The sequence below is a fragment of the Acetobacter sp. genome, from assembly GCF_047723915.1.
In the GTDB taxonomy this organism is placed as follows: Bacteria; Pseudomonadota; Alphaproteobacteria; order Acetobacterales; family Acetobacteraceae; genus Acetobacter.
In genome coordinates this window covers 61610-83600 of sequence record NZ_JBDOBQ010000010.1, presented here as the reverse complement: position 1 = coordinate 83600, position 21991 = coordinate 61610, and the positions used below count along the sequence as shown (strand labels likewise).

Below are 21991 nucleotides of genomic sequence, written 5' to 3'. Positions count from 1 at the left end.
TCGAACCAGCCAGGCTGGCTTGAAGTAATATATTGATAATAATAAACAAATATTAGTATGATTTTAAAGTAAAATAACTTTCCCCAAAGTTTTCCGGCAGATTTCGGTCAAAATACTTGGAATATTTATTAAATGTTCTGCTGGCTGATATTTTTTAGACGGCTTTAGCCATGTAGTCTGCTGGTCTTGAAGGGCACGCTTTCGAAAATTCTATTTTTACGATCCGACAAGCGGTCCGTGGTTCTCCTGTGTGGCAAAGCCCGGCCGAGTGTCAAAGCCTCCCGCATGCCAGACATAGGCGAAAACAGCCAGGATGGTTGCCGTTTCGCCCGGTGCTAGGGTCGGTGGATAAAAGAACGAGATGACCAGAACATAAATGAGATAATCGAACATCCCGCCCAGAAGATCATCTTCTACCCGGTTGCACAGGCGAACATAGAACAGGATACCGCGAAGTTCGAATAAAACGAAAATCATCGCACCGATAAGGCCATACTCGAATATGATGCCCAGCCAGGTAATATCCGCCAGAAAAAAGAAATGGTGGAAATACGAGATCAGACTGTCCTTGCTGGTAGGGCTGAGCGTGCCGACACCGAAAATCCAGCGTATGGGATAATCGCCCAGGAAAGCGGAGGCTTTTTCAGCAGTAATATAACGTACGTCGAATCCGGTATTGCGGGCCGTACTGAATGTGGTGGCGAGGTACCCGGTCGAGAACATGGCTACGAACGCGAAAGGCGCGCTGAGCAGCAGCCCCAGTCGCACCATGGGCCGGGACCACATAATGGTGTTGAGCAGCACGACAACGGTTGTACCAATAATCATGGCGCGGGTTCGCACGATCAGCAATGTGACGGCGAAGGTGATTGCGGCGCCAGCCAGATAGGAAAGATTTTTTTCGAAAAAACCACGTCGGTAGCAAAAAAATAACAGAATAATCGGAAAATACATCTGCATGCGAATACGATGGCCACGATTGTCGGCGCTGAACAGCGGCGCGCTGCCGATGACATATGTGCCAGTATACCAGCTTGACGGAATAATGGCCCAAAGCACGATAAGGACGGCGACCGTCACTGTTCCCAGAATGACGAAACCACGCCGGATTTCAGTCATGCTCGGTTTCAATAGCAGCAGGAGCGCCAGGAAAGAGAAGAAATAGAGCATCGGCAACAGTTTGACCTGTGCCGTAACGCCGGTGAAAAATCCTTCATGGAAATAGAAAATTGCCGCGATGCTGGGCGAGAGTACAAGCCACGCAAAGCTGAGCAGAACCTGCCGCGTCATGGGAAAATGAGTATACGATATCAGCCGGAACGCGAGTGGCAGGGATAGTATGGGAAACGCCTTGGACAAAACCCAGAGCGGGCGGATCGCGCTCATGTAATGAAAGGTTTCGCCGAACATGGGTAGCAGGGCGAGAAGCCAGCACAGGATTTTTGGCCGCACCTTTGCGGCGGAAAAAAAAGTGGGGGCGGATGCGTCCTGCCCCTCTTCCTCGTCTCCGGGCGTGGGAGCAATGCTGTGCTGTAGCGCCATGGTTAGCGGAAGAACCCTCCCTGCCCGATATTGTAGTTGATGCTCTGGTTGAATGGTACGATCCGCGTAATGTAGCGATCGATCCATTGATCGGCTTCGACCACGGAGGACTGGGGTACGAAAATCGTATCAAACGGTTGGAGCATGACCTCCTGTGTCGGATCGGCCCGGCGGGTCAGGGCTTCGAGATTGACGGTGCGTACCATCGGCCGTCCGTCGGGGTTGCGGCGGATAACCACAATTTCCTTGCTGCGTGCCGTATCCATAAGACCACCGGCGGCGCTGATGGCCTGGAGCACATCCATGTCATTCTGGATCGGCACGGGCCCGGGCTTTTTGACCTGACCGCTGACATACAGATGGCCGGCAAAGGTGCGGATACTGACCGACGCATGGGCGTTCCCGGTAATGCCGTTGGCCGCCAGTGCGCCGTCAACATTCTGTGCGACCTGTATGACCGTCAGCCCCGCAGCCTTGATCGTGCCTGCGAGCGGTATGGTCAGGCCACCATCGGGGGCTACGGGCGCCTCGTAATTCAGTTCAGCATTGAAGGGCAGGACAACAGAAACATCGTCCCCTGGCTCGATCTTGTAGGCTGATCGTGGCGTGTCTACCCAGGTAGCGAAATTGTTTGGTCTGGTGTTGCGGCGGTCGACCCATTTGCCTGTGCAGGCGGGAAGCAGCAACAGCAGGGTCAGGCAGCAGGTGGTGCGGAACAGAGTCGTCGAAACACGTTGCAAAACGGCTATGCTCCTGAATTTATTTCTGCTGGCATCATGGCTGTGCCAGAGGTCCAGATGTTCGGTTTCGGATATTCGGGTACTGGCTATAATATTGGGCTTTATGGGGTTATGGCTAGGAACTCAAGCCTAGATCAGGTGTTGAAACAGAAAAACCATAATCAAAAGGCTTTGACCGATGTCTTGTGCAGGCACTCTGGTATTCGCAAAACCTGTTCGTGCGCGATTGGCGTTGCGGCAGGCAGGGGCAATAACGGGTGTCGCGCGAGACTGCTACGGTTATAATCGTTTTTTTTTAAGATATGGTGGTTGAAGGCAGTGCATCATGTCTTCATCGGGAATCGCGCATGAAATTTATGACTGATTTCGGTGATGAGGCTGTTATCCTGCCACTCTTTCTGGTTGTTGGCGTTACCTTTTACGCAATGGGGTGGCGACGGGGGGGGATTGTATGGGCAGTCGGTATTGCGACTATCCTGACCTGCCTGGTGGCTGCCAAGCTGTTCGGTCTGTACTGGGGCGAGGTATTTGGTTTTGTCGGCCGACCGTTCAGTGTCAGCGGGCACGTCGCAGCCAGTGCGGCCGTTTACGGCAGCCTTCTTAACATTATCCTGCATTCGCGTCGACGATCCTGGTTTCTGGCGTTGTTGCCGCCTCTTGTCGTGGCAGGAGTGATCGGATACACGCGGTTGCAGCTACACGCCCATACACAGGCCGAAATTGTCTGTGGCGCCGTGCTTGGTACTGTTGGGGCATTGGCGTTGTACAGGATTCTGTCACCTGTTCCGGGTCATATTGTACAATGCGCGTTGTTGGTTTCAATTTGCGTCATAGTGGTTTTTCACGGTTACATGTTTCATGCAGAGCCTCTGTTGCAAAACATGTTCCACACATCGTATCGGTCGGCGTCCCATGTGTTAGCGTGGTAAAAGGTTTGTCCGAGCAAAAAACAATGCCTGACACATTAATGAAAATGATTTGGAATTTTGAATAATCCGACTGTTTTCTGGAACAATATAATAAAAAATTGCTTGTCGGATGACTTTGTTTCAAGGAAATATCTCTTTCGGTCATGGGGTTGCCGGGGCGCAGGTCTATCTGGCGCTGAGTATGGTACGGGTTGGTTTTGGGTCCGCTCCGGTTTTCTGGCATACAGGCCGCAAATGAGAGTAAGAAATGTCAATGCCCGTTGAGGATCGCATGCTGGCCCGATATCCCCTGTTCGGACTGGATTTTTCAGTGTTGTCGGAAGAGGATATCGCCACTCTTGTCGCATCCACCCTGCGTTCACCAGAGCAGGGGGTGGGGTTGGTCATTACGCCCAATATCCAGCACATCAGCCTGTTGCGGCATAATCCCGCGCTGCTGCAGGCTTGCCAGAATGCGGCAGTGCTGACCTGTGATGGTTTTCCACTATATTATTATGCGAAATGGCGTGGCCTGCCAGTACGCGGGCGCGTGACCGGGCGTGGGATTGTGGCGGACCTGCTGGCGCAACCCGCCCGACTGCGCCAGCACCGGCTGTTCATGGTGCTCGATAGCGACGCCACCGTGGCCGCCGCCCGGCACTGGGCGGACAAGCACGGTCTGGCTGACCGGCTTGCCTGCCTGGTGCCCGAAATGGGGTTTGACAAACGCCCTGCTGATATGGACAGTCTGGCTCGGCAGATCGCGGCCCACAACACAAGCTTGCTGTTCATGGGCGTCGGTGCGCCGCGGAGCGAAATTTTCGTGAACCAGTATCGTGCCAGTCTTCCCCCCTGCTGGGCCTTGTGCATAGGCCAGGCCCTACTGGTGGCTTTTGGAAGCCTGCCGGCCCCCCCCAAGCTTGTGCAACGGTTCAATCTGGAATGGCTATGGCGTATCGCGCTGGAGCCCCGACGGCTGCTCAAGCGCTATGCGGTTTCCGCCTGCGGGTTCGCTGGCGCAGTTTTAAGGGATGTCTTGCGTCGTGACTGAGGTGAATATCCATATGGGGACTGATATCGCCGTGGTCTGGTGGCACGGTTATTTAACGGTATCGGGATCATTGATTATATTGCGACCGATTGTTGAAAGCGATCCGATAGAGAGGGCCTTCTGGTGAAATTGACACCTAGAGCTAAATATCTGTCCAGACGGAAGGTGCTCGTTCTCGGCGGTGGCCCGGATGGGGAGGTCATTGCTCACAAGCTCCTGCAAAGACCGGATCGCTATAACGTTGTCGGTATTTTCGACGATCGCTGGGAGCGTCTTGAAAATGAGGGGGTCGTGCATAGTGCGCCGGTCCTTGGTTCGGTCGATGACATGATCGCCCTGTGCCGCGAAGACTTGCCTGACATGATCGTCATTGCCATTTTTGATGCGGGCCGAGAAAGACTGCGCAATATCGTGCGCAAGGTTATTGTGCTGCCGGTGGATATCTATCTGGCCACCGATATTTTTCCGCCTGGTTTTTCCAGTGGCGCCCTGCATGACGACGGGCTGGATCTCTGTCTGATCCTGATCAGCAAGATGCCGCTTTCGGGGGGCTGGTTCTGGGCCAAGTGGCTGGAAGACAAGATTCTGTCGCTTATTTTTATCATAGCCTTCTCGCCGTTGTATCTTTTGATTGCGCTGCTGATAAAAGTGGACAGTAGGGGGCCGGTTTTTTTCGTCCAGAACAGGTACGGTTTTAACGACAAGATTATCAAGGTGCTGAAATTTCGCACCATGTATGTCGAAAAAGGTGACCCGACCGGAGCGGACAGAACCGTTCGCAACGATCCGCGTGTGACGCGTATCGGGCGGTACCTGCGTAATTTCAGCCTTGATGAACTACCGCAATTTTTCAATGTTCTGCGCGGGGAAATGTCGGTTGTTGGTCCGCGTGCGCATGCAACAGCCATGCGGGTCGACAACGAACTGTACGAAAAGGCGATCGACTGTTATTCCGCCCGTCATCGCGTGCGCCCGGGCATGACGGGGCTTGCCCAGGTCAGGGGATACAGGGGTGAAATCACCTCGCGCGAGGCTGCGCAGAAGCGTGTGGATTGCGACCTGTATTATATCACGCATTGGTCCCTGGGGCTGGACTTGAAAATAATTTTCAAAAGTATTTCCATCGTCCTGTATAGTCGTGAAAACGCCTTTTGATATCGGGCTGGTTTTAGCCTGATTTTTCCACGTGCCCAGCCTTGCATGTTTTTGCCGAGGCGACGCCAGGGTGCGTAGGCATGGCTATGCCATGCAGGACGCCAGGCGGCACAATCATGACGGAGGTGCCTCATGCTGGGGAGGAGGCTTTTTTTGACCGCAGGTGCGACACTTGGGGCTGGCCTTGCCACCCAACCGGCCTGGAGCGCCCGGCAGGACGAATGGGCTCTGTTTGCGCAGCAATATCTCAGCCCGCAGGGGCGGGTGGTCGATACCGGTAACGGCAATATCTCCCATAGCGAAGGACAGGGTTACGGCATGCTGTTTGCCGTATACGCCAACGACTTCCAGTCTTTCAGGCGCATATGGGACTGGACGCAAACCACCCTGAAACGTCCGGATTCAGCGCTGCATGCCTGGAAATACGTGCCTGACACCGCTACATCTGTTCCCGACCCGTCTTCCGCGACCGACGGTGAACTGCTTATTGCCCTGGCGTTGTGTCGTGCCGCAGAAGCATGGGGGCAGCATCAGTTTTTGCAGGCCGCGCGCGAGATTTATGACAATGTGCTGAAAGATCTGGTGGGTACGGTTGGTGGGCGCCGCGTCTTGCTGCCCGGCCAGAATGGTTTTGTTTTTTCCGACAGGACGGTTATCAACCCATCTTATTATATTGTTCCCGCGTTGCAAAAGGCGGCATCAGCCAATCCCGTCTGGTTGGAAATTCTTCAGAACGGATTGAATATTCTGAATATGTGCCGTTTTGGTGACTGGTTTCTGCCTTCCGACTGGGTGGAACTGGGGGCAAACGGTGCGGCTCCGACACCCGCAAAAGGTTGGGCACCCTATTTTTCCTACGATGCTGTGCGCGTGCCATTGCATATGTGGTGGGGCAAGGTGCTTCAGGGGCGGGATGAAGAGGTGTACAGCACTTTCTGGAACGGTTTCGGGCCAGCCCACATTCCTGCCTGGGTCAACCTGGCGAACAACCAGCGAGCACCTTATGACGGGCCTGCGGGTTTTCGCGCCGTGGCGTTATGCACGGGCCTGACCTATGATGGATCATCTTTGCTGGATGTGCTGCCATCCGTGCGTGACAGCCACGATTATTATTCCGCCGCCCTGAGCCTGCTCGCGCGCGTGGCGGCTGAGGACGTGACAGGTTAGGGCGCAGGAAAGAAAAAGCCGTGTAGCATGTCGTGCGGATGCAGGTTCGTGCCTTTGTTCGGTGCCGGGCTTGCCTGTGGTGGCCTTTGCCCGGACCTGAATTTTTGTGGCGGCGTGTTGTGGTTTACTGCAAAGGCCGCCGGCGCAGGACTACGACAAACATGAAGTTGACAATGCCACGTGCCAGCAGGTTCAGGCTGTGCAGGGGTTTGTCGTTGGAATAGTCGCTCCAGTGGGACCACGCATCGCTGCGGCCGAAAATCATTTCGACAATGTCGGTTTCGTCGCGGATATTGCGGCTTCTCCACTCCAGTCTGACAATATTATCCTGCTGGTTGATGATGTGGGCGGGCACATTTGCTGTGATCTTGTCAGCGTTGTTGACGTATTCCACATTCACCGTTTCCAGCCCCGGAGGAAGTGGTTGGAGCATTTGCAACGATAGCCCACCCTTGGAAAGATCCAGTGTCCGGGCTTCGTAGCGCTGCGGCTGTCCGGGTGCGAGCACAGTGACAGCAAGCTGGGCGGGAATACGCGGCGCACGGCGTATCTGCTTGCGTTCATACCCTACGGTAATGGCGGCAAGCACGATCAGCAGGTTGGCTGAAACCCACATGAGATTCATGCCATAGGTCTGGAAAAGTGCTGCATTCGCGTGGTGGATGATCATGCCGCCCACACCCACGAAGGCCGCCAGAATCAGCACGAAACACATGATGACATTGGGTCGCACCATGCGCGTATCGAGATAGTTCTGTGAAATCAAACCACCTTTCGCGGTCACGTTGAAGGTACCGCGAGAGGGTGCAAAAAACGCTATCAGTACGACGGGGGCCAGGAAGATCGCGATCGAGGTTTCGTAAACGTAATTCCAGATTGAATACCGCCAGCGCCCCTGCATGCGCGACTGGGTCATGAGCGACTGCACCAGATGCGGGATTGCATAGGTCATGACCGCGACCGGGGTTGCGAAAATGACGTTCTGCCCAAGGAATAGGAACGCCAGCGGGGAGATAAGAAAAATAAGCCGCGGTATGGGAAAGAAGAAGTGCAGCATGGCCGAAAGATAGCACAGGCGTTGGCCGAGGCTGAGCCCGCGCCCCAGCAGCGGGTTGTCGATCCGGAAAATCTGAACCATGCCGCGCGCCCAGCGTATGCGCTGGCCCACATGCAGCGCCAGGCTTTCGGTCGCAAGCCCGCCCGCCAGGGTTTCGCGCAGGTAAGCGGATTCCCACCCCTTGCGTTGCATTTTCAGTGAGGTATGGGCGTCTTCCGTTACGGTTTCCACCGCAAAGCCGTTGATACTGTCCAGAGCGGACCGGCGCAGGACCGCACAGGATCCGCAGAAAAGGGTCGCGTTCCAGAAATCGTTGCCGGGCTGGACAAGGCCGTAGAACAGGTTGCTTTCGGGCGGGATACGGCCGTACGTGTCCAGATTGCGCTGGAACGGATCGAGCGAATAGAAGTGCTGCGGTGTCTGCACCAGTGATATGCGGGGGTTCTGGACCATCCATCCGATGGTACGTGTCAGAAAGCTTTTGACAGGTACGTGGTCGCAGTCGAACACCGCGACCAGTTCGGCGTTAGTCCGTGTCAGGGCGTGGTTGAGGTTACCTGCCTTGGCATGGGCGTTGTTGGGCCGGGTAATGTAGCTGACCCCTACATCCCGCGCGAAAGCCTGGAATTCCGGGCGTCGACCGTCATCGAGCACATGGACATGCAGCTTGCTGGCGGGCCAGTCCATGGCCATAGCTGCCAGAACGGTGTTCCTGACCACAGAAAGGTCTTCGTTATAGGTGGGGATGAAGACATCGACGCTGGGCCACAGGCTGTCGTCCGGAGGAAGGGGAAATTCCTTGCGGTTCAGCGGCCAGGCCAGTTGCATGTATCCCAGGAACAGGATGATCCAGGAATAGAGTTCCGCAAAAAGCAGCATCAGGGTCAGGGTAGTCTGCAACCAGTTCTCGAATGCGAGTGTATTGGTCAGGCGCCAGAAAATATAGCGCAGGGATACGAACGTGGACAGGCCGATCATCAGGAGCCCGGCCATGTGGCCAGGCCTGTTGCGCAGCGCGATCGCACAGAGCAGTACGGCAATGCTGAGATAGATCTGGGCTATGGGGGTAATGACAGCCTGGCTAGCCACGAGTACGAGCACCGTTCCGATAATCATAAAAGCATAAGGTAGAGCGTTGGCGGATCGTTGGGTGGTGGGTCTCATAGGGCGTGGCTACCTGATATGTCTGGGTCGTCCTTGCGGGGAAGGAGCGGGAAAAGCATGAAATGACACCGATGCGTCATGGCGGGGAACTCGCCTGCGGGTGATGCACATCCTGTGGCATGGTCGGGTTCTCACCTGCGGCGAATGCCGCGCTTATTGCCGGCCATAGCAGCCTGGCCAGTTCTGCCTGGCCTGCCAAGCTTGGGTGTGTGACGTCACTGTTCCAGTACAGGCTGTTTGCCAGATTGGACAGGGGCATCCCTGCGGCGAACGGGTCCACCACGGCGTCGGGGTGCAGCGTTCCTGTAGCCAGGGCGGCCAGTACCTTGCCGCGCAGCGTCGGGTCGGTCGGGGCTTCTGCGATCAGGATGACCCTGTATTTCAGGTCCTGAAGGGTGTGTATCAGGCGGTGCAGGTTGGCCAGGGTTTCGTCGTAGTTGATGTTGTTCTGGCTCAGATGGTCGTTGAAGCCCCCGAACACCACTGCCACATGCGGGCCTGCGTTGTGCGCGATATGGGCGGCGGCAGGCAGCATGCCCAGCATATGGCGGGTGGTCGCGCCAGAAACCGCAAGGTTGTAGCTCTGGTACTGGCCGTAGGCCTGCGCAAGCCGGGGCCAGTTCTGCCCGTCTGCTACAAGGTAGCCTTCCGTGCGGCTGTCACCAATGGCGACAAGAGCAGTGCGGATCTGCGGGGCGTAATGGCCCTGTGCAGCCGCAGCGGCACGGAAGCGCATGACTGCTTCGGGGTCGCTGACATGGTCTGCCAGAACAAACCCTGTCCATATTCCGGTATTGCGACCCTGGCTGAACCAGGGGCCGCCATCGGCATTGAAACCGATATACCCGCCTGTGAGCGTTGTGGGAGTAATCCGGCTATGGCCCATGGCCACGGCGTTGCCCGAGGTGACCTGGTAGGTGCCGTCATGCGCCCAGAGCGAAAATGACGCCGGAGAATTGGTGACGACCAGATCCAGCCGCTGGTCAGGATTGCCTGAATCCGCGACATGGACAAACCCGTCCAGTTCATAACCGCCGAAATAAACCTTGGCTTCGTGGCCCGCGCCGCCCTGCCCCAGCAGAAGGGGTACCGGGTAGGCGGCGTAGCCCGAATTGGACGAGGCATATGCCCCTGTTGTGCCGAAGACAAAGCTCCTGGCATCCACGCTCAGTGTCGGGGGCAGCACAAATCCGCCCGCTCCGTTGGCCTCGCCCCAGGACAGGGCTTCCGTGTCGCCCACCCGGACTTCGCCAATATGCACGACAACCCTGTCAGGCGTTGCCAGCAGGTGATTACCATGGCCCGACTGGTCATATACCCGCGTCACCAGCGCATAGGTTCCGGGGTCGCGCTGACGCAGGGGGGTGGTGTCCAGTTGCCCGGCGGCGGTAATGTTCAGGGTTTGGGCGCTGGGCTGGCCTTGCGTCGTCAGCGTCACGTCCAGGGCCGGGCCGGTGTAGCCCGAGACCATGCGCACGCTTCCTCCAGCGAACAGGATATGCTGGCCGAATGCGTCTGCGGGCCCCTGTGCGGATTGCCGTGCGGGTGGCATGGCCTGCCATACGGCGGCACCGGCATGCACGGAAACTGCCCGCCACACAGTACCGCAGGACTGCCAGAGATCGTTGACCCTGTAACCCAGATGTGTGTCGTCCATGGGGCCGGGAGGGGGAGCCTGCGTGCATGTAGCCGCCATGGCCAAACCGCCTGTCACCGCGGGTCCAATCCCCCCCAGGCAGCAGAGCGAGCACATAACGCGCAGGGTCTGTTTCATGTGTTTCCTTCTGTCGGCCTGGGGCTTTTTATGGCTATCCGATACGCAACATTGCGGAAAGCATTAAAACTAGAAAGTATCAAACGTGTAGTGTGCCATGAGGATGGCGGCAATTTCCGACCAGTTTCCGGCCCTGCTGTAGCTTGCCTGGGCCCCTACGCGCAGGCTGGGTGTGACCTGGTAGATAACCCGGCCCTGCACATTGCCCGCAACACCGCTGGCTGACTGCGCGCCTGTACTGGATGCGGTGCCTGTAACCGCCTGCAGTCCGCCAAGCGGGAAATATCCTGCAGCGTTACTATGGTAATGCTGGAAACCGCCTTCGCCGCGCAGCAGCCAGGTCCACTCATCCTGATGGCCAGTCCATTCCAGCGGCACCATGATGGCGTAATAGCCCTGGGGCGAGAAGTAACCGCCCTGTCCCCAGGTAAAGAGATAGCGGTTGTGCTGGTAGTCGTAATAGGTGAAATCAAGCCCGGTGCGGATCGCCTGACGTTCGTGCGACTGCCAGATCGTGGCGTTGCCGCCGGCCTGTACGTCGAATTCCGTATTGGAGGCGACATGCGTGCCGTCCAGGTAAGCAAAGCCGCCGCCTGCGTAAAGGTTCCAGCCCGGATGCCCCCATTCAAGCATGCCATGCCCGAAGTCGCGCGTGACACCGCCCCATGTCCGGCCCGATACCGGGTCTTTCATGCCCGCGTAGGACAGTTCGCTGTTGGTGACCATGCGGCGGCCGCCGGCAATGCGCAGCACAAGGTCGCGCGCCAGATGCGGGGCGAACTCAACCCCGCCCAGCACATTGGCGACAGGAAAGCCCAGCGGGGTCGAGCCCACATCCGCGCTGAACCAGCGGTTGACGTAGTTGACGTTCAGCCCCACGCCCTGAACGTAATAATGGTGGCCGGGTCCCGCACACAGCCCGGCGCTACCTTGGGTGGCGCATTGCCCGAACTGGTGGTTGGAGCCGTCATTCCCCAGCGGGTTACCGGTGAACAGGAAGGTGGGCGAAATCGAGAACGAGATACGGTGATTCCACGAATCAAACGGAATGCTGCCGGTAATGGGTACGGCCAGTTCGGTCAGTTGTCCCAGTCCCGCGTCACCTGTGCGGTTGCGAATGAAGATATTGCCATCCATCTGCGGGGAAACGGAATCGGTCAGGTAGACGATGGAACGGTTGTTGGCCGCGGTTGTCGTATCGTCGCGCAGGTAATGGTAGGAATCGGGTAGCATGACGCCCTGCTGGTTCACATACCCGGCTGCGATCAGGGGCCAGCGGTAATCGGGCTCGCGCAGGTCCTCGCGGTCGCAGGTTTCGCTGTCACTGTCTTCGCAGTCGACTGCGCGCACATGCTCCATGGCGCCAAGCTGGCGGTGCATGTTGTCACGCGACTGCGCGCTTTCTGCCAGTGCGCTCCAGGTTTCACGCGTGTCAGGGGCCAGGCTTTGCAGGCGTCGTGACAGTGTGTCTGCTGTGCGGGTATCACCTGCCATGGTGGCGTCATGCACGGCGGCGGCCAGAACGCGGGTGTTATTTGGCGCGTGTTCAAGAACCCGCATGTCCTCGGCCAGCGCGCGTTCGGGCCGGTCCTGCGCACCCAGCGCACGGGCCATGGCCAGGCGGGATTCAATCGCGTCGGGGTGGGTGGCGATATAGGGCGCGAGCAGGTTGCGCGCATCGTCCGGCCAGCCCCGGCGCACCAGATCGTCGGCCCGGATTGCCATGAACCCGTCCTCGATTCGGGTGCGGGCTTCGGCTTCGCGCTCGGTCGGTTCCTTGTCGCGGGTCTGGGCGTCGAACGCGTTCAGGCATGCCAGGACATCCTGGCGTATCCGCCGGTGGAAGCGTGCGCTGCCGCGCGTGGCCAGTATACGCAGGTAAAGACCGGCATAGCTCAACCGCTGTGATGGCGTCAGGTTCGTGGCCTGGGCCTGCCCCTGTTTGAGCACCTCATACGCTGCCTGCACGTCATCGTGTCGGAGCAGGGCATCTGCGACCAGCAGGGTTCTCTGGCCTGACGGGTCAGGCCTGCTGGCAAGGGCTCTAAGCTCCGCCACGGCCGTGGTACTGTTGCGTTCCGCGGTGCTGACATCCAGCCCGGCCTGTGTGCGGGCCATGATCTGGCGCATGTCGGGTGACAGGCCAGCTGGCGGCACCCGCCTGAGCAGGGCATTGGACGTGGCAAAATCGTTCTGCCCGTCGGCGTAGATAATGGCGGCGGCCAGCGCCTCACGCGGGGGGGTGGGGCTGATCGAGCATGCTGTTCATGACAGCCTGCCCCTCATCCGCATGGTGTGTTGCCGCAAGGGCCTGGGCCAGCTTCAGGCGTACCCAGGGGTCTGCGGGCGTGGTGCTTACAGCGTCACGCAGCAGGGATATCCGTTCGGCGGGGTCCGTCGTCGTGTCTGCCTGCAGGACAAATCGCGCGCTCTGGACCTGGGCGGCCAGTTCGGGCTGCACAGTGCCGTCGCGACGGATCACGTCCTCGGCTTCATCCAGTTTTCCGTCCTGGAGCAGGAGTGTGACCAGGGCCGTGCGTGCGCCCTTGTTGCCGGGTGCGCGCATCAGGGCGCTGCGATAGGCTTCTTCGGCTTCGGGGCGGTGGTCTTCGCGCAGTTCAAGCTGAGCACGGAACAGCAGGGCGTTGACCTGTTGCCCCGGCTGCCGGGCCAGTTCAGCTATGTCGCGCCGGGCGTCGTCGGTGCGATCGGCGGCGAGGGCGCGGGCAATCTGTGCCGCCAGCGGGTTGTTCCCGGCCATGCTCTGCCTCACCCCTGTCAGGGCGGAACGCCACTGGCTGGCTGTTGCCGGGTCCGCCGCCATGGCCAGCCGGAAGTTTTCTTCCGCGTGGTGCCAGTCATGCTGGCGTTCGGCCACAAGCCCCATGCCACCAAGGGCCGCGGCGTCGTGGGCGTTGTAGGTCAGAGCCTGCCTGAAGTCCTTGCCCGCTTCATCGATCCGGCCGGCATTCAGATGGCTGAAACCCTCCACGCGTGCGGTATCGGCATCAATCCGGCCCTGTTCTGCGCGGGATTTTTCCAGCCTGTCGGCAATTTCCGCATCGGTCGGATGCTGGGCCAGCCACTCGTAAAAAAGCGGGATGGATGACCCGCGAATAGGTTCCCACAGCAATGTCTGCCGCCATGCGGCATAAGCCTGGCGGCGGATACGGGGCGATATGTCGGCCGAGGCCAGTTTTTTCAGCCCTTCCAGCCCCATGGCGCGCGACGTCTCGCGGTATGTGAGAATACGGTAATACAGTAACTGCGCGTCCAGATCGGCGGGGTTGCGTTGCAGCCATTGCTGCAGCCGGGTCACTGCCTCCTGGTACCCCAGAATGGTGGAGCCCAGCACGCCATAATATTCCAGAGCCAGATCGGGCGGGGGTGGTCCATTGTCGAACAGCGCCTTGTAGGTCAGCGATGCCTGAAGCATTTTGCCTGACGCCGCCAGTGCGCGGGCCTGGGCCAGCTTGTCCTTGTCGACGGGTTTTGCGTCTATAATGTCACGCAGGGCGGAGCGCAGATCCGCCGGTGCGCCGGTGTCCTGCATCAGCGCCAGTGTTTTTTCAGCGGCCGTCACATTGCCCAGGCCCTTCTGCACCGTGCCCAGCAGCAGCAGGGCCTGGGCGTTGTGGGGTGCCATGTCCAGAGCACGCTGGACCGAATCCTGCGCGCGGTCGAACTGATGCTGCGAAAGCCAGTATTCCGCTTCTGAAATCATGCGGTAGAACATGGCATTTTCGACGCTGGCGCTCTGCTGCGACTGGGCGGGGGCGACAGGGCCACTATTGGCGAAAACGGACAGTGGGGCTGAGGGGGGCGCGGGGTTGGCGCCGCCGTTGAGCGCCTGCCCGAACCCGGAGGAGAGTGTCGCACTCCACACAGCACCCAGCGTGCCCAGCAGCACATAGCGTTTGCGTTCCCGACGGGATACGACAGCCAGCCTTACGGTTCTGGGAGCATGTGGGTCGGGTGTGCGAATGTTATGGGCGTTGGACATGGTCTTTACCATTGCTTGTCAATGCACGCGTGACAGAAAGGAAAGCCAGGCCAGGACGAGTGCCGTAGCACCGCACAACCCGACCAGGATGCCAGCCCCTCTGCGTGCGGCGGCAGGCATGGCACGGTTTTCGTAATCGAGCAGGGGGCGTTCAACCCAGAGGTAGCTCAGTGTTCCCGCCAGAACGGCCCCGACCAGAACAAGCGCCATCGTCAGGCCCTGCACCTGGAAAGACAGCAGGTACGCCGCCAGAACAATGGCAGGCCAGTGCCACAGATACAGCGAATAGGAAATGACCCCGACGGGGGACAGGGGTTCCAGCATCCGGCGCGTGAGTGCGTGGGGTTGCATGATGATGAGCATGGTTGCCACGCAGGGCAGAAGGGCCATGAGCGACGGGCAGGCAAAGGTCAGGTCATAGAACACCGCGCACAGGACCAGAACCGCAACCGCCACGCCATAGCACAGGCCGGACAGCAGCAGGGATTGCGGCAGCGCGGGCAAGACCCAGATCAGCGTCCCCAGCGAGAACTCCCACAGGCGTGACAGGATACTGTAATAGGCGGCATGCTCACCCCGGTAGCTGGCGACGATGCTGTACAGGAACGACGCCGCCAGCAGGGCATATAGAAGGCCGCGCCGGCTTTTCAGGCGGGGCAGCAGCAGGGCCACCAGAAAAATGACAAGGTAGAACTGCATTTCCAGCGACAGCGACCATGTGTGCAGGAACGGATAGGCAATTGCCTGCCCCTCGAAATACCCGACATGGTGGCTGGCCCAGATATTGGACAGGTATACCAGCGCATAGGCACCGTTCTGTGCGATATCCGCCCGGTCGCTCTGCAGAACCCACCACAGCATGCTGGCGCAGACCACGATAATCATCACCAGCAGGGCTGGTACCAGCCTGTACAGGCGACGCCATACAAAGCGTTCAGCCCGGAAAGGATGCTGCATGAAGGCCGAACGGCCCATGAAGTAACCGGAGATGACGATAAAAATATCGACCCCGATAAAACCGCCCTTCAGCCAGCCTGCATGAAAAAACATGACCAGAAGTATGGCCAGTCCGCGCAGGCCATCGATATCGCGACGCCGGTTGAGCGGAAAAAATTCAGCCTTCAGCCTGCTTTTCCATGTTTCGGGCGCCAGCGAAAGTAACATGACCTTGGTTCACCACGGGTTTACGGCACAAAGGACCGTATAAGACGATACAGGGTCCCGACGCGCCGGCGGCACGCGGGGGCGTTATCCTTTGCGCAGCTTTTCCAGCACTGGCATGGTCTGCTGCAGAATGCCATTGCCCCAGACCTTGTAGCTGGCCGGTGTCAGGTGCACCCCGTCGATTGTCCTGGGGCTGCCGGGCTGCATCAGTTTTGTGCCGTCAATATATGTGCAGGGCGCGACTTCCTCTTTCAGGAAATCGGCCATTTCCTGGGCGCGTTTGTCGGTCTTGCCATAACGCGGGCTGTATTCGCCCCAGGTCGGGCCAATCCAGATGCATGCGGTCTTGCCCAGCGTCATGGTCAGGGTCTTGACCTGTTCATCCGCCCAGTTTTTGGAAATTTCGTTCTGCCCGTAAGCTGCCATGGTGTCACCCAGCACAACCATGACCACATCGGGGTGCCACTGCGCGATCAGCGATGTGATCGGCGGGGGGGCGGCCGGGGTCATGTTCGGCGCGGTCAGAGGGGCTGCGCCAATGCGCTGCGACGCACCACAGCCATTATTGGGGTTGGGCACTACCCAATCTGCGGCGGTGGAGGAACAGACGCCGTATGTCACAACCTTGGCCCCGGCTTCGGTATAGGCTTCAGGCAGGATCGAAAGCAGGGAATCCTTGAACGTAACGTGGCTGTCTCCGATGATCAGCAATGTCAGTCCGGCTAGAAGGGCGCTCATGATCCTGTTTCCTGTATTTTATGTCTGTCGAAATGGCTGAAATCGACAAAGACCCCCGCAGGGGTCGCACCTGCGGGGGAGTATGGTGACGTAGCGGGGCCGTGGCCAGCGTTCACGAATCGATGGGCTCGTCTTCTCCGGGAAGGCGGCGCTGCAATCTGTGGCGGGCATGCGCTCTCAGCCACCTGGCCGTGCCATAGGCGAGCACACCCGTTCCAAGCAGTCCGGCAAATGCCAGAAACAGCAGGTGGTGTTCGAGAGCCATCTCGATGCGGATCCACAGCGGCAGGGAACCCACGGTATAGCGGTTGGCGTTACGATAATTCGTCAGCACGGTGCCGTTCTTGATCACCAGGTCACCCTGCACAGCCGGCAGGAACTGGCGGTCGCGCAGGCTGGCAATCATCTGCTGGAGCTGGGCCGGGCGGTCGCCCAGGATGGCCACGACAGAGCGGTGGTTTGTGTAGGGCGACTGCCCGCCCACCAGCAGGGACGCATTGACGATCGGCGTGTTCAGGGCTGGTTTTGCATTGTTGTTCTGGCCTGCGTCGTCCTTGTCCTGGAACAGATACCACAACCCGTCGAGCAGGGTTTTCTGGCCCAGCCTGATGGACTGGCCGCTGATTTCATAGGCCGAGCGGGACAGCAGGGAGTTTGCGGTCCCCAACTGGTCGATGGTCGACAGCACGATGATGTCTTTGCTCTGGGCAAGGCCGCTCAGATCGGCGCTGGAAGCCAGATCGATCCCCGTGACCGGATACTGGGTCGAGGATCCCAGAAAGCCCATGAGTTCAAGAAAAGCCGAGGTTACACCCATGTCGGGCTGCGGTGGGAGCACGACGGCGGTCTGGGAATAGTCGGCCATTCTGGAAAACGGAAAGGCGGCACCGGCAAAATACGACAGGTCGGGCAGGGTGGTGTAATGGTAGCTGTTGCGGAAATCGAAGGTCGAGCTGGAATCGACTTCGGCAATGAAGTCATCGTTCACGCGGCGGCAGGCGCCACGGTCGATGGGCAGCACGTTAAAGCTCAGGTCAAGCTGGTTGCGGCCACCGAACAGCAGCCATGGGGGCAGGGCGGAATTGAAAGTCAGCGCTCCGGTCTGCAGACCGGGCATATGGTTTTCGACCTTTTTCCAGACCGCGTCGGAAAACAGCGGGAAGCTTTGCACATAGGCATTGTTCACCAGGACGTCGAACCGCGCCCCTTCGCGTTCGAACGCGGCGGCGGCGGGGGTACGGACATTCAGCTTGACCGGGTAGCTGTGCTGTTTCCACCGGAACAGGTCGGGCGGCAGGCGGAACGGTACGTAAATACCCAGCGGTGCGCCACCCTGGCGTTGCAGGTCGGGTTCGGCGATCAGGTCCCCGAAGCGTACGACACGGTCGGTCGGCACGAAGGCTGGTGCGTCGTAGGGCTTGCGCGGCGCCAGTGTGACGTCGCTTACTACGCGGTAAGGGACATCGCCCAGCGTGTCGGATGAAAACGCCAGAACGCGCGCGGCAATTTCAACATCCTGCTGGTTGCGCCCGGTCACGACAAGAATGGTGCCCCAGCGGTCATTGGGGTTGGCCGCTTCGAACACGGTGGGGCCGGATGGCAGGGTGCCATTGCTGTCCACAGGCAGGTTCTCGCCGATCTCCACGGCATTGCCGGTGGCGGGAAAGGCGCTGGATGCGGGAAAGGACGTGCCGCGGAAATCGGCCAGCTTGCCGAACCACGACGCCACAATACCCGCGGCCTTCAGGTCGCTCTGGCCGTTGGCGTGCGGGAAGACAAACGGCACCCGCAGCACATCGTGCATGTTCTTGTCAAAGAATGGGGCAGGCAGGTGGGCCAGCCTGCGCACGGGCGGCAGCTTGACCGTGGTGACGATAATTTTGGAAAGATCGGAAACCCGTGCCCAGAGCACACCGTTGTGCAGATCGTTACAGTCGCGCCGGTATTCCCCCGCGAACTGGAAGTTCAGGTGGTTGAGGCGGGAAAAAAAGATGGGATCGATATCGAAAACAAGAGGACCGAACCGCGAATTCTTGGGATCGACCTGAACTGTCCCGACATACTGTTCGTTCAGGGTGACAGTCAGGCTGCTGGCCTCGGGCAGCAGGGACGGGGACAGCGCGCCATCCAGCACGATCTGCGCACGGGTGACCACTTCATCAGCGGGGATGGGAATATCCAGCCCCTGCAATGGTGAAAACCCGCGCAGCGTCATGGGGCCGGGTACGCCCAGGTCGCGCAGGGTCAGGGTGCGTGTGATTTCGGGTTGCGCCAGGCCGGTATCCGCCATGGCAGGAGCCTGGGGTGCCTGGCCTGCATTCGGGTAGGATGTGGCGGGGTAGCCAGGGGCATAGCCAGCGGGCGGCTGCATGACCGGCGCGCTGGGGGCCGGGGCCGGGGCTGGCGGCGCCTGCATCGTGTCGGATGCGGGAATGGCCGGAGGCGGCAGGTCGGATGGCTGCGGGATACCGCTTGGGGGCAGGGGCGCGTTGCCATACGGCGTGGCGGTGGCGGGCCTGCCGGTGGCGGGCACGCTGGGTCCGGGAATGGCTGCGGCGCCGGTCGGCGCGTGACCCGCAGGTGCGTTGAGCGAGACATCCGAGGGGGAGAGTGGCGCGCTGGGATGTTCCGGTACTTCGTACGGGGCGGAATCCTGGGAGCCAGCGCTCCATGCGGCAGGGCTATTTGTCAAGGCCATCCAGCCTGCAACGCTCAGTGCGCTGACAGACCAGATCAGGCGGGAACCGGCTTTGAACACGACAGCTTCTTTCTCTCAAATGCGGTACACAACACCCCCGAATAAAGGAGATGCCGGTCAGGCGGTATGGCAGGGCAGCAGGGTTGGGCGCGGCGATTCCCGCTCTGGGCGGAAACGCGTCGGGTAGGTAAAATCAGCGGTAAAACAGGGGGAAATTAAAAAATTGCACTAATCGCGGTATGATTTATCCGGGTGGAAAAGTACACGCAAGTTAATTTATTGTAATAAAATAATATCAGTCAAGTGTCCGTAATCCGCCGGTTATGAAGAATTATCCGGGGGCAGGAATAACCTTTCTGAAACCATTTTGCTCATAGATGTTCTGTCCAATTGACGTCGTAACGATTCTTGTATTACTTTTTATCGGGAGCAATATTCTGTGAGCAGGTTGGAATTCCCGTCTGTGTGCTTCTCCGTGCCGGGTATCCAGTCCATATTCGACCTGGTTTTCGGCTTCTGTGGGGCTTTGTATCCTCACTTGCCTGTCCGGCAGATTGCAAGGTGTCCCGTATGATCGTTCGCCCCGTCAGCACAGACGATCGTTCTGCCATATGGGCTATTCTGGAACCCGTGATCCGCGCGGGGGAAACCTATGCCCTCGACCGGGACATGACCGAGGGTGACGCCCTGGCTTACTGGATGGGCCCTGACAAGGAGACCTTTGTCGCGGTGGAAGACGGGCAGGTTCTGGGGTCTTACTACCTGCGGCCCAACCAGCGCGGTGGCGGGCGGCATGTCTGCAACTGCGGCTATATGACCAGTGCGCAGCATACCGGACGCGGCATTGCCAGGACCATGTGCGCCCATTCCATTGCCATGGCGCGACTGTGGGGGTTCAGGGCCATGCAGTTCAATTTTGTTGTCGCCACCAATGTGCGGGCGGTCGGTCTCTGGTCGAGCCTGGGATTCGAGATCGTGGGGCGCCTGCCCCATGCGTTCGAACACCCCAATGCGGGTTTTGTGGATGCGTTCGTCATGTTCCAGGCGCTTTAGGCGTCTGTGCGGCTTCTTGCTGGGGATGGCAAGGGCCACCTGACAGGGGCGGCCTTCACGGCGCGCATGGTGCTTGCCCGGCGGGTTTTTGTCTGACACACTGTTCCTGGTACGCAACGACTTGCGCAGGCTGGTATTCATGGGGGAAGGCAGGTACGCCGGGAACTGACGAGGCCTGCCCGGTGGTGCCACCCCGGTCGGATGTTCTGGTCGGCCTGCCCCCATGCGTCGGGTTGGCGCAGGATATTTCAGGCAGGAGCTCTTGCATGGCCACACCCGCTCATACAGACGCTCCCGCCCGGCCTCTGGCCAGCAGCGTGACGGAGGAAGGCTACCACAAGGGGCTGGGCAGGCGTCAGGTCCAGATGATTGCGATCAGCGGCGCGATCGGCACCGGGCTTTTTCTGGGCGCGGGGTCGCGGCTGCAGGCGACGGGCCCGGCCCTTGCCATTGTCTATCTGGTCTGCGGCGTTTTCTGCTTCCTGATCCTGCGTGCCCTGGGTGAACTGGCCATGTACCGCCCCACCTGTGGCAGTTTTGTCTCCTACGCGCAGGAATTCCTGGGGGATCGGGCGTCCTATGTCGCGGGCTGGATGTCTTTTCTCAGCTGGGCCATGACCGGCATTGTCGATATTACGGCGGTGGCGTTGTACATGCAGTTCTGGGCGCCGTTCGCGGCGGTACCGCAATGGGTTTTCGCCCTTGGCGCGCTGTGTGTCGTGACCGGCATGAACATGGTCGGCGTCAAATATTTTGGCGAGATGGAGTTCTGGTTCTCTCTCATAAAGGTGGCGGCTCTTGCGCTGTTCCTGGTTGTGGGGGCGGTTCTTCTGGGGTTGCGCGTGCCGGTCGCGGGCCATGCCACGGGCCTGCACCTGATTACCGACAATGGCGGTATTTTCCCCCACGGCGTACTGCCGGCCCTTGTGCTGATCCAGGGAGTGGTCTTCGCCTATTCGGGTATAGAAATGCTGGGAACGGCGGCGGGGGAGTGCGAGAACGCGCGTGAGATCCTGCCCGGCGCCATCAACAGCGTGATCTGGCGTATCGCGCTGTTTTATGTGGGTTCTGTGGTGCTGCTGGTCTGCCTGCTGCCCTGGACCGCCTACAGGGCCGGTGTGTCGCCATTTGTTACGTTTTTTCAGGCGCTGGGCGTGCCGGGGGTGGATACGGCCATGAACCTCGTGGTGCTGACAGCCGCCCTGTCCAGCCTGAATTCGGGTCTGTATTCCACCGCCCGCGTCCTGCGCGCTCTGGCCCTTGGCGGGTCCGCGCCACGCTTTCTGGCTTACATGAACCGTCAGTCCGTGCCATCCGCGGGTATTTTCCTGACGGTTTCGATCTACCTTGTGGGGGTGGTGCTCAATTATATCGTGCCCGCGCAGGTGTTCGAGATCGTGCTGAACATTTCAGCGCTGGGCATTGTCAGCACCTGGGGGTTCATCCTTGCCAGCCAGATCGCCTACCGTCGCGCGGTAGCGCGTGGAAAGGCTCCCCCCAGCCCGTTCCGCATGCCCGGCGCGCCGGTTACGTCATGGCTGACGCTGGGTTTTCTGGCCAGCGTTCTGGTGCTGATGGCGCTTGACTATCCTGACGGTACATTGACCGTGGCGTTAAGCCCCATTCTGGCGGTGCTGATGGTGATCGGCTGGAAACTGGTCAGGAACAAACCTCCCATTCTCATGCCCGAGACCGTACCGTCCATCGAGCTGACCCGTCGTGTTCTGGAACATCCGGGGCAGCCCTGAGCGTTCGGGCGGGCCCATATATGTGGCGC

15 protein-coding genes are annotated in these 21991 nt (G+C 59.3%); 6 read left to right on the top strand and 9 right to left on the bottom strand.

The window, feature by feature from the left end; translation table 11 throughout:
* Positions 1-216: 216 nt before the first annotated feature.
* Positions 217-1542 carry a hypothetical protein gene (locus ABF990_RS07745; protein WP_415490818.1) on the bottom strand — a complete coding sequence of 442 codons (1326 nt, stop codon included), beginning with the start codon at positions 1540-1542 and terminating at the stop codon, positions 217-219.
* A 2-nt stretch (positions 1543-1544) separates the two neighbouring features.
* The gene (locus ABF990_RS07740) at positions 1545-2282 is read right to left on the bottom strand and encodes a polysaccharide biosynthesis/export family protein (RefSeq protein ID WP_415490819.1); all 738 of its coding nucleotides are present in this window, start codon (positions 2280-2282) and stop codon (positions 1545-1547) included.
* A gap of 347 nt (positions 2283-2629) precedes the next feature.
* Here ABF990_RS07740 and ABF990_RS07735 point away from each other — a divergent pair, with 347 nt between their 5' ends.
* The 4 genes from ABF990_RS07735 (at position 2630) to ABF990_RS07720 (ending at position 6563) form a co-directional block, all read left to right on the top strand.
* Positions 2630-3211: a phosphatase PAP2 family protein gene (locus ABF990_RS07735; protein ID WP_415490820.1), complete on the top strand. Its 582-nt coding sequence runs from the start codon at positions 2630-2632 to the stop codon at positions 3209-3211.
* 247 nt (positions 3212-3458) lie between these two features.
* Entirely contained in the window at positions 3459-4241 is a 783-nt protein-coding gene (locus ABF990_RS07730) for a WecB/TagA/CpsF family glycosyltransferase (RefSeq protein ID WP_415490821.1), read from the top strand.
* A 123-nt stretch (positions 4242-4364) separates the two neighbouring features.
* Complete coding sequence (locus ABF990_RS07725; protein WP_415490822.1) at positions 4365-5396, top strand: exopolysaccharide biosynthesis polyprenyl glycosylphosphotransferase; 1032 nt, start codon at positions 4365-4367, stop codon at positions 5394-5396.
* A 153-nt stretch (positions 5397-5549) separates the two neighbouring features.
* Positions 5550-6563 carry a glycosyl hydrolase family 8 gene (locus tag ABF990_RS07720; protein ID WP_415490823.1) on the top strand — a complete coding sequence of 338 codons (1014 nt, stop codon included), beginning with the start codon at positions 5550-5552 and terminating at the stop codon, positions 6561-6563.
* A 124-nt stretch (positions 6564-6687) separates the two neighbouring features.
* Here ABF990_RS07720 and bcsA read toward each other — a convergent pair whose 3' ends face one another.
* The 7 genes from bcsA to ABF990_RS07685 all read right to left on the bottom strand — a co-directional run bounded on the left by bcsA (position 6688) and on the right by ABF990_RS07685 (position 19221).
* Positions 6688-8784, bottom strand: coding sequence for a UDP-forming cellulose synthase catalytic subunit (bcsA, locus tag ABF990_RS07715; protein ID WP_415490824.1), 2097 nt, complete (start codon positions 8782-8784; stop codon positions 6688-6690).
* Positions 8785-8860: 76 nt separating this feature from the next.
* The gene (locus ABF990_RS07710; RefSeq protein ID WP_415490825.1) at positions 8861-10480 is read right to left on the bottom strand and encodes an SGNH/GDSL hydrolase family protein; all 1620 of its coding nucleotides are present in this window, start codon (positions 10478-10480) and stop codon (positions 8861-8863) included.
* Between the two features lie 147 nt (positions 10481-10627).
* Positions 10628-12688, bottom strand: a complete 2061-nt coding sequence (locus ABF990_RS07705) for a cellulose synthase subunit BcsC-related outer membrane protein (protein WP_415500079.1) — start codon at positions 12686-12688, stop codon at positions 10628-10630.
* A 100-nt stretch (positions 12689-12788) separates the two neighbouring features.
* The gene (locus ABF990_RS07700; protein WP_415500078.1) at positions 12789-14561 is read right to left on the bottom strand and encodes a tetratricopeptide repeat protein; all 1773 of its coding nucleotides are present in this window, start codon (positions 14559-14561) and stop codon (positions 12789-12791) included.
* Between the two features lie 18 nt (positions 14562-14579).
* Positions 14580-15725, bottom strand: coding sequence for an acyltransferase family protein (locus tag ABF990_RS07695; protein WP_415500077.1), 1146 nt, complete (start codon positions 15723-15725; stop codon positions 14580-14582).
* 84 nt (positions 15726-15809) lie between these two features.
* Complete coding sequence (locus tag ABF990_RS07690) at positions 15810-16463, bottom strand: SGNH/GDSL hydrolase family protein (protein ID WP_415490828.1); 654 nt, start codon at positions 16461-16463, stop codon at positions 15810-15812.
* 112 nt (positions 16464-16575) lie between these two features.
* The gene (locus tag ABF990_RS07685) at positions 16576-19221 is read right to left on the bottom strand and encodes a cellulose biosynthesis cyclic di-GMP-binding regulatory protein BcsB (RefSeq protein ID WP_415500075.1); all 2646 of its coding nucleotides are present in this window, start codon (positions 19219-19221) and stop codon (positions 16576-16578) included.
* 510 nt (positions 19222-19731) lie between these two features.
* Between ABF990_RS07685 and ABF990_RS07680 the strand changes: the two genes are divergently transcribed.
* Together ABF990_RS07680 and ABF990_RS07675 are read left to right on the top strand one after the other, a co-directional pair.
* Positions 19732-20214 carry a GNAT family N-acetyltransferase gene (locus ABF990_RS07680; protein WP_415490831.1) on the top strand — a complete coding sequence of 161 codons (483 nt, stop codon included), beginning with the start codon at positions 19732-19734 and terminating at the stop codon, positions 20212-20214.
* A 266-nt stretch (positions 20215-20480) separates the two neighbouring features.
* On the top strand, positions 20481-21962 hold the full coding sequence (locus tag ABF990_RS07675) for an amino acid permease (protein WP_415500074.1): 1482 nt from the start codon (positions 20481-20483) through the stop codon (positions 21960-21962).
* Positions 21963-21991: the final 29 nt, after the last annotated feature.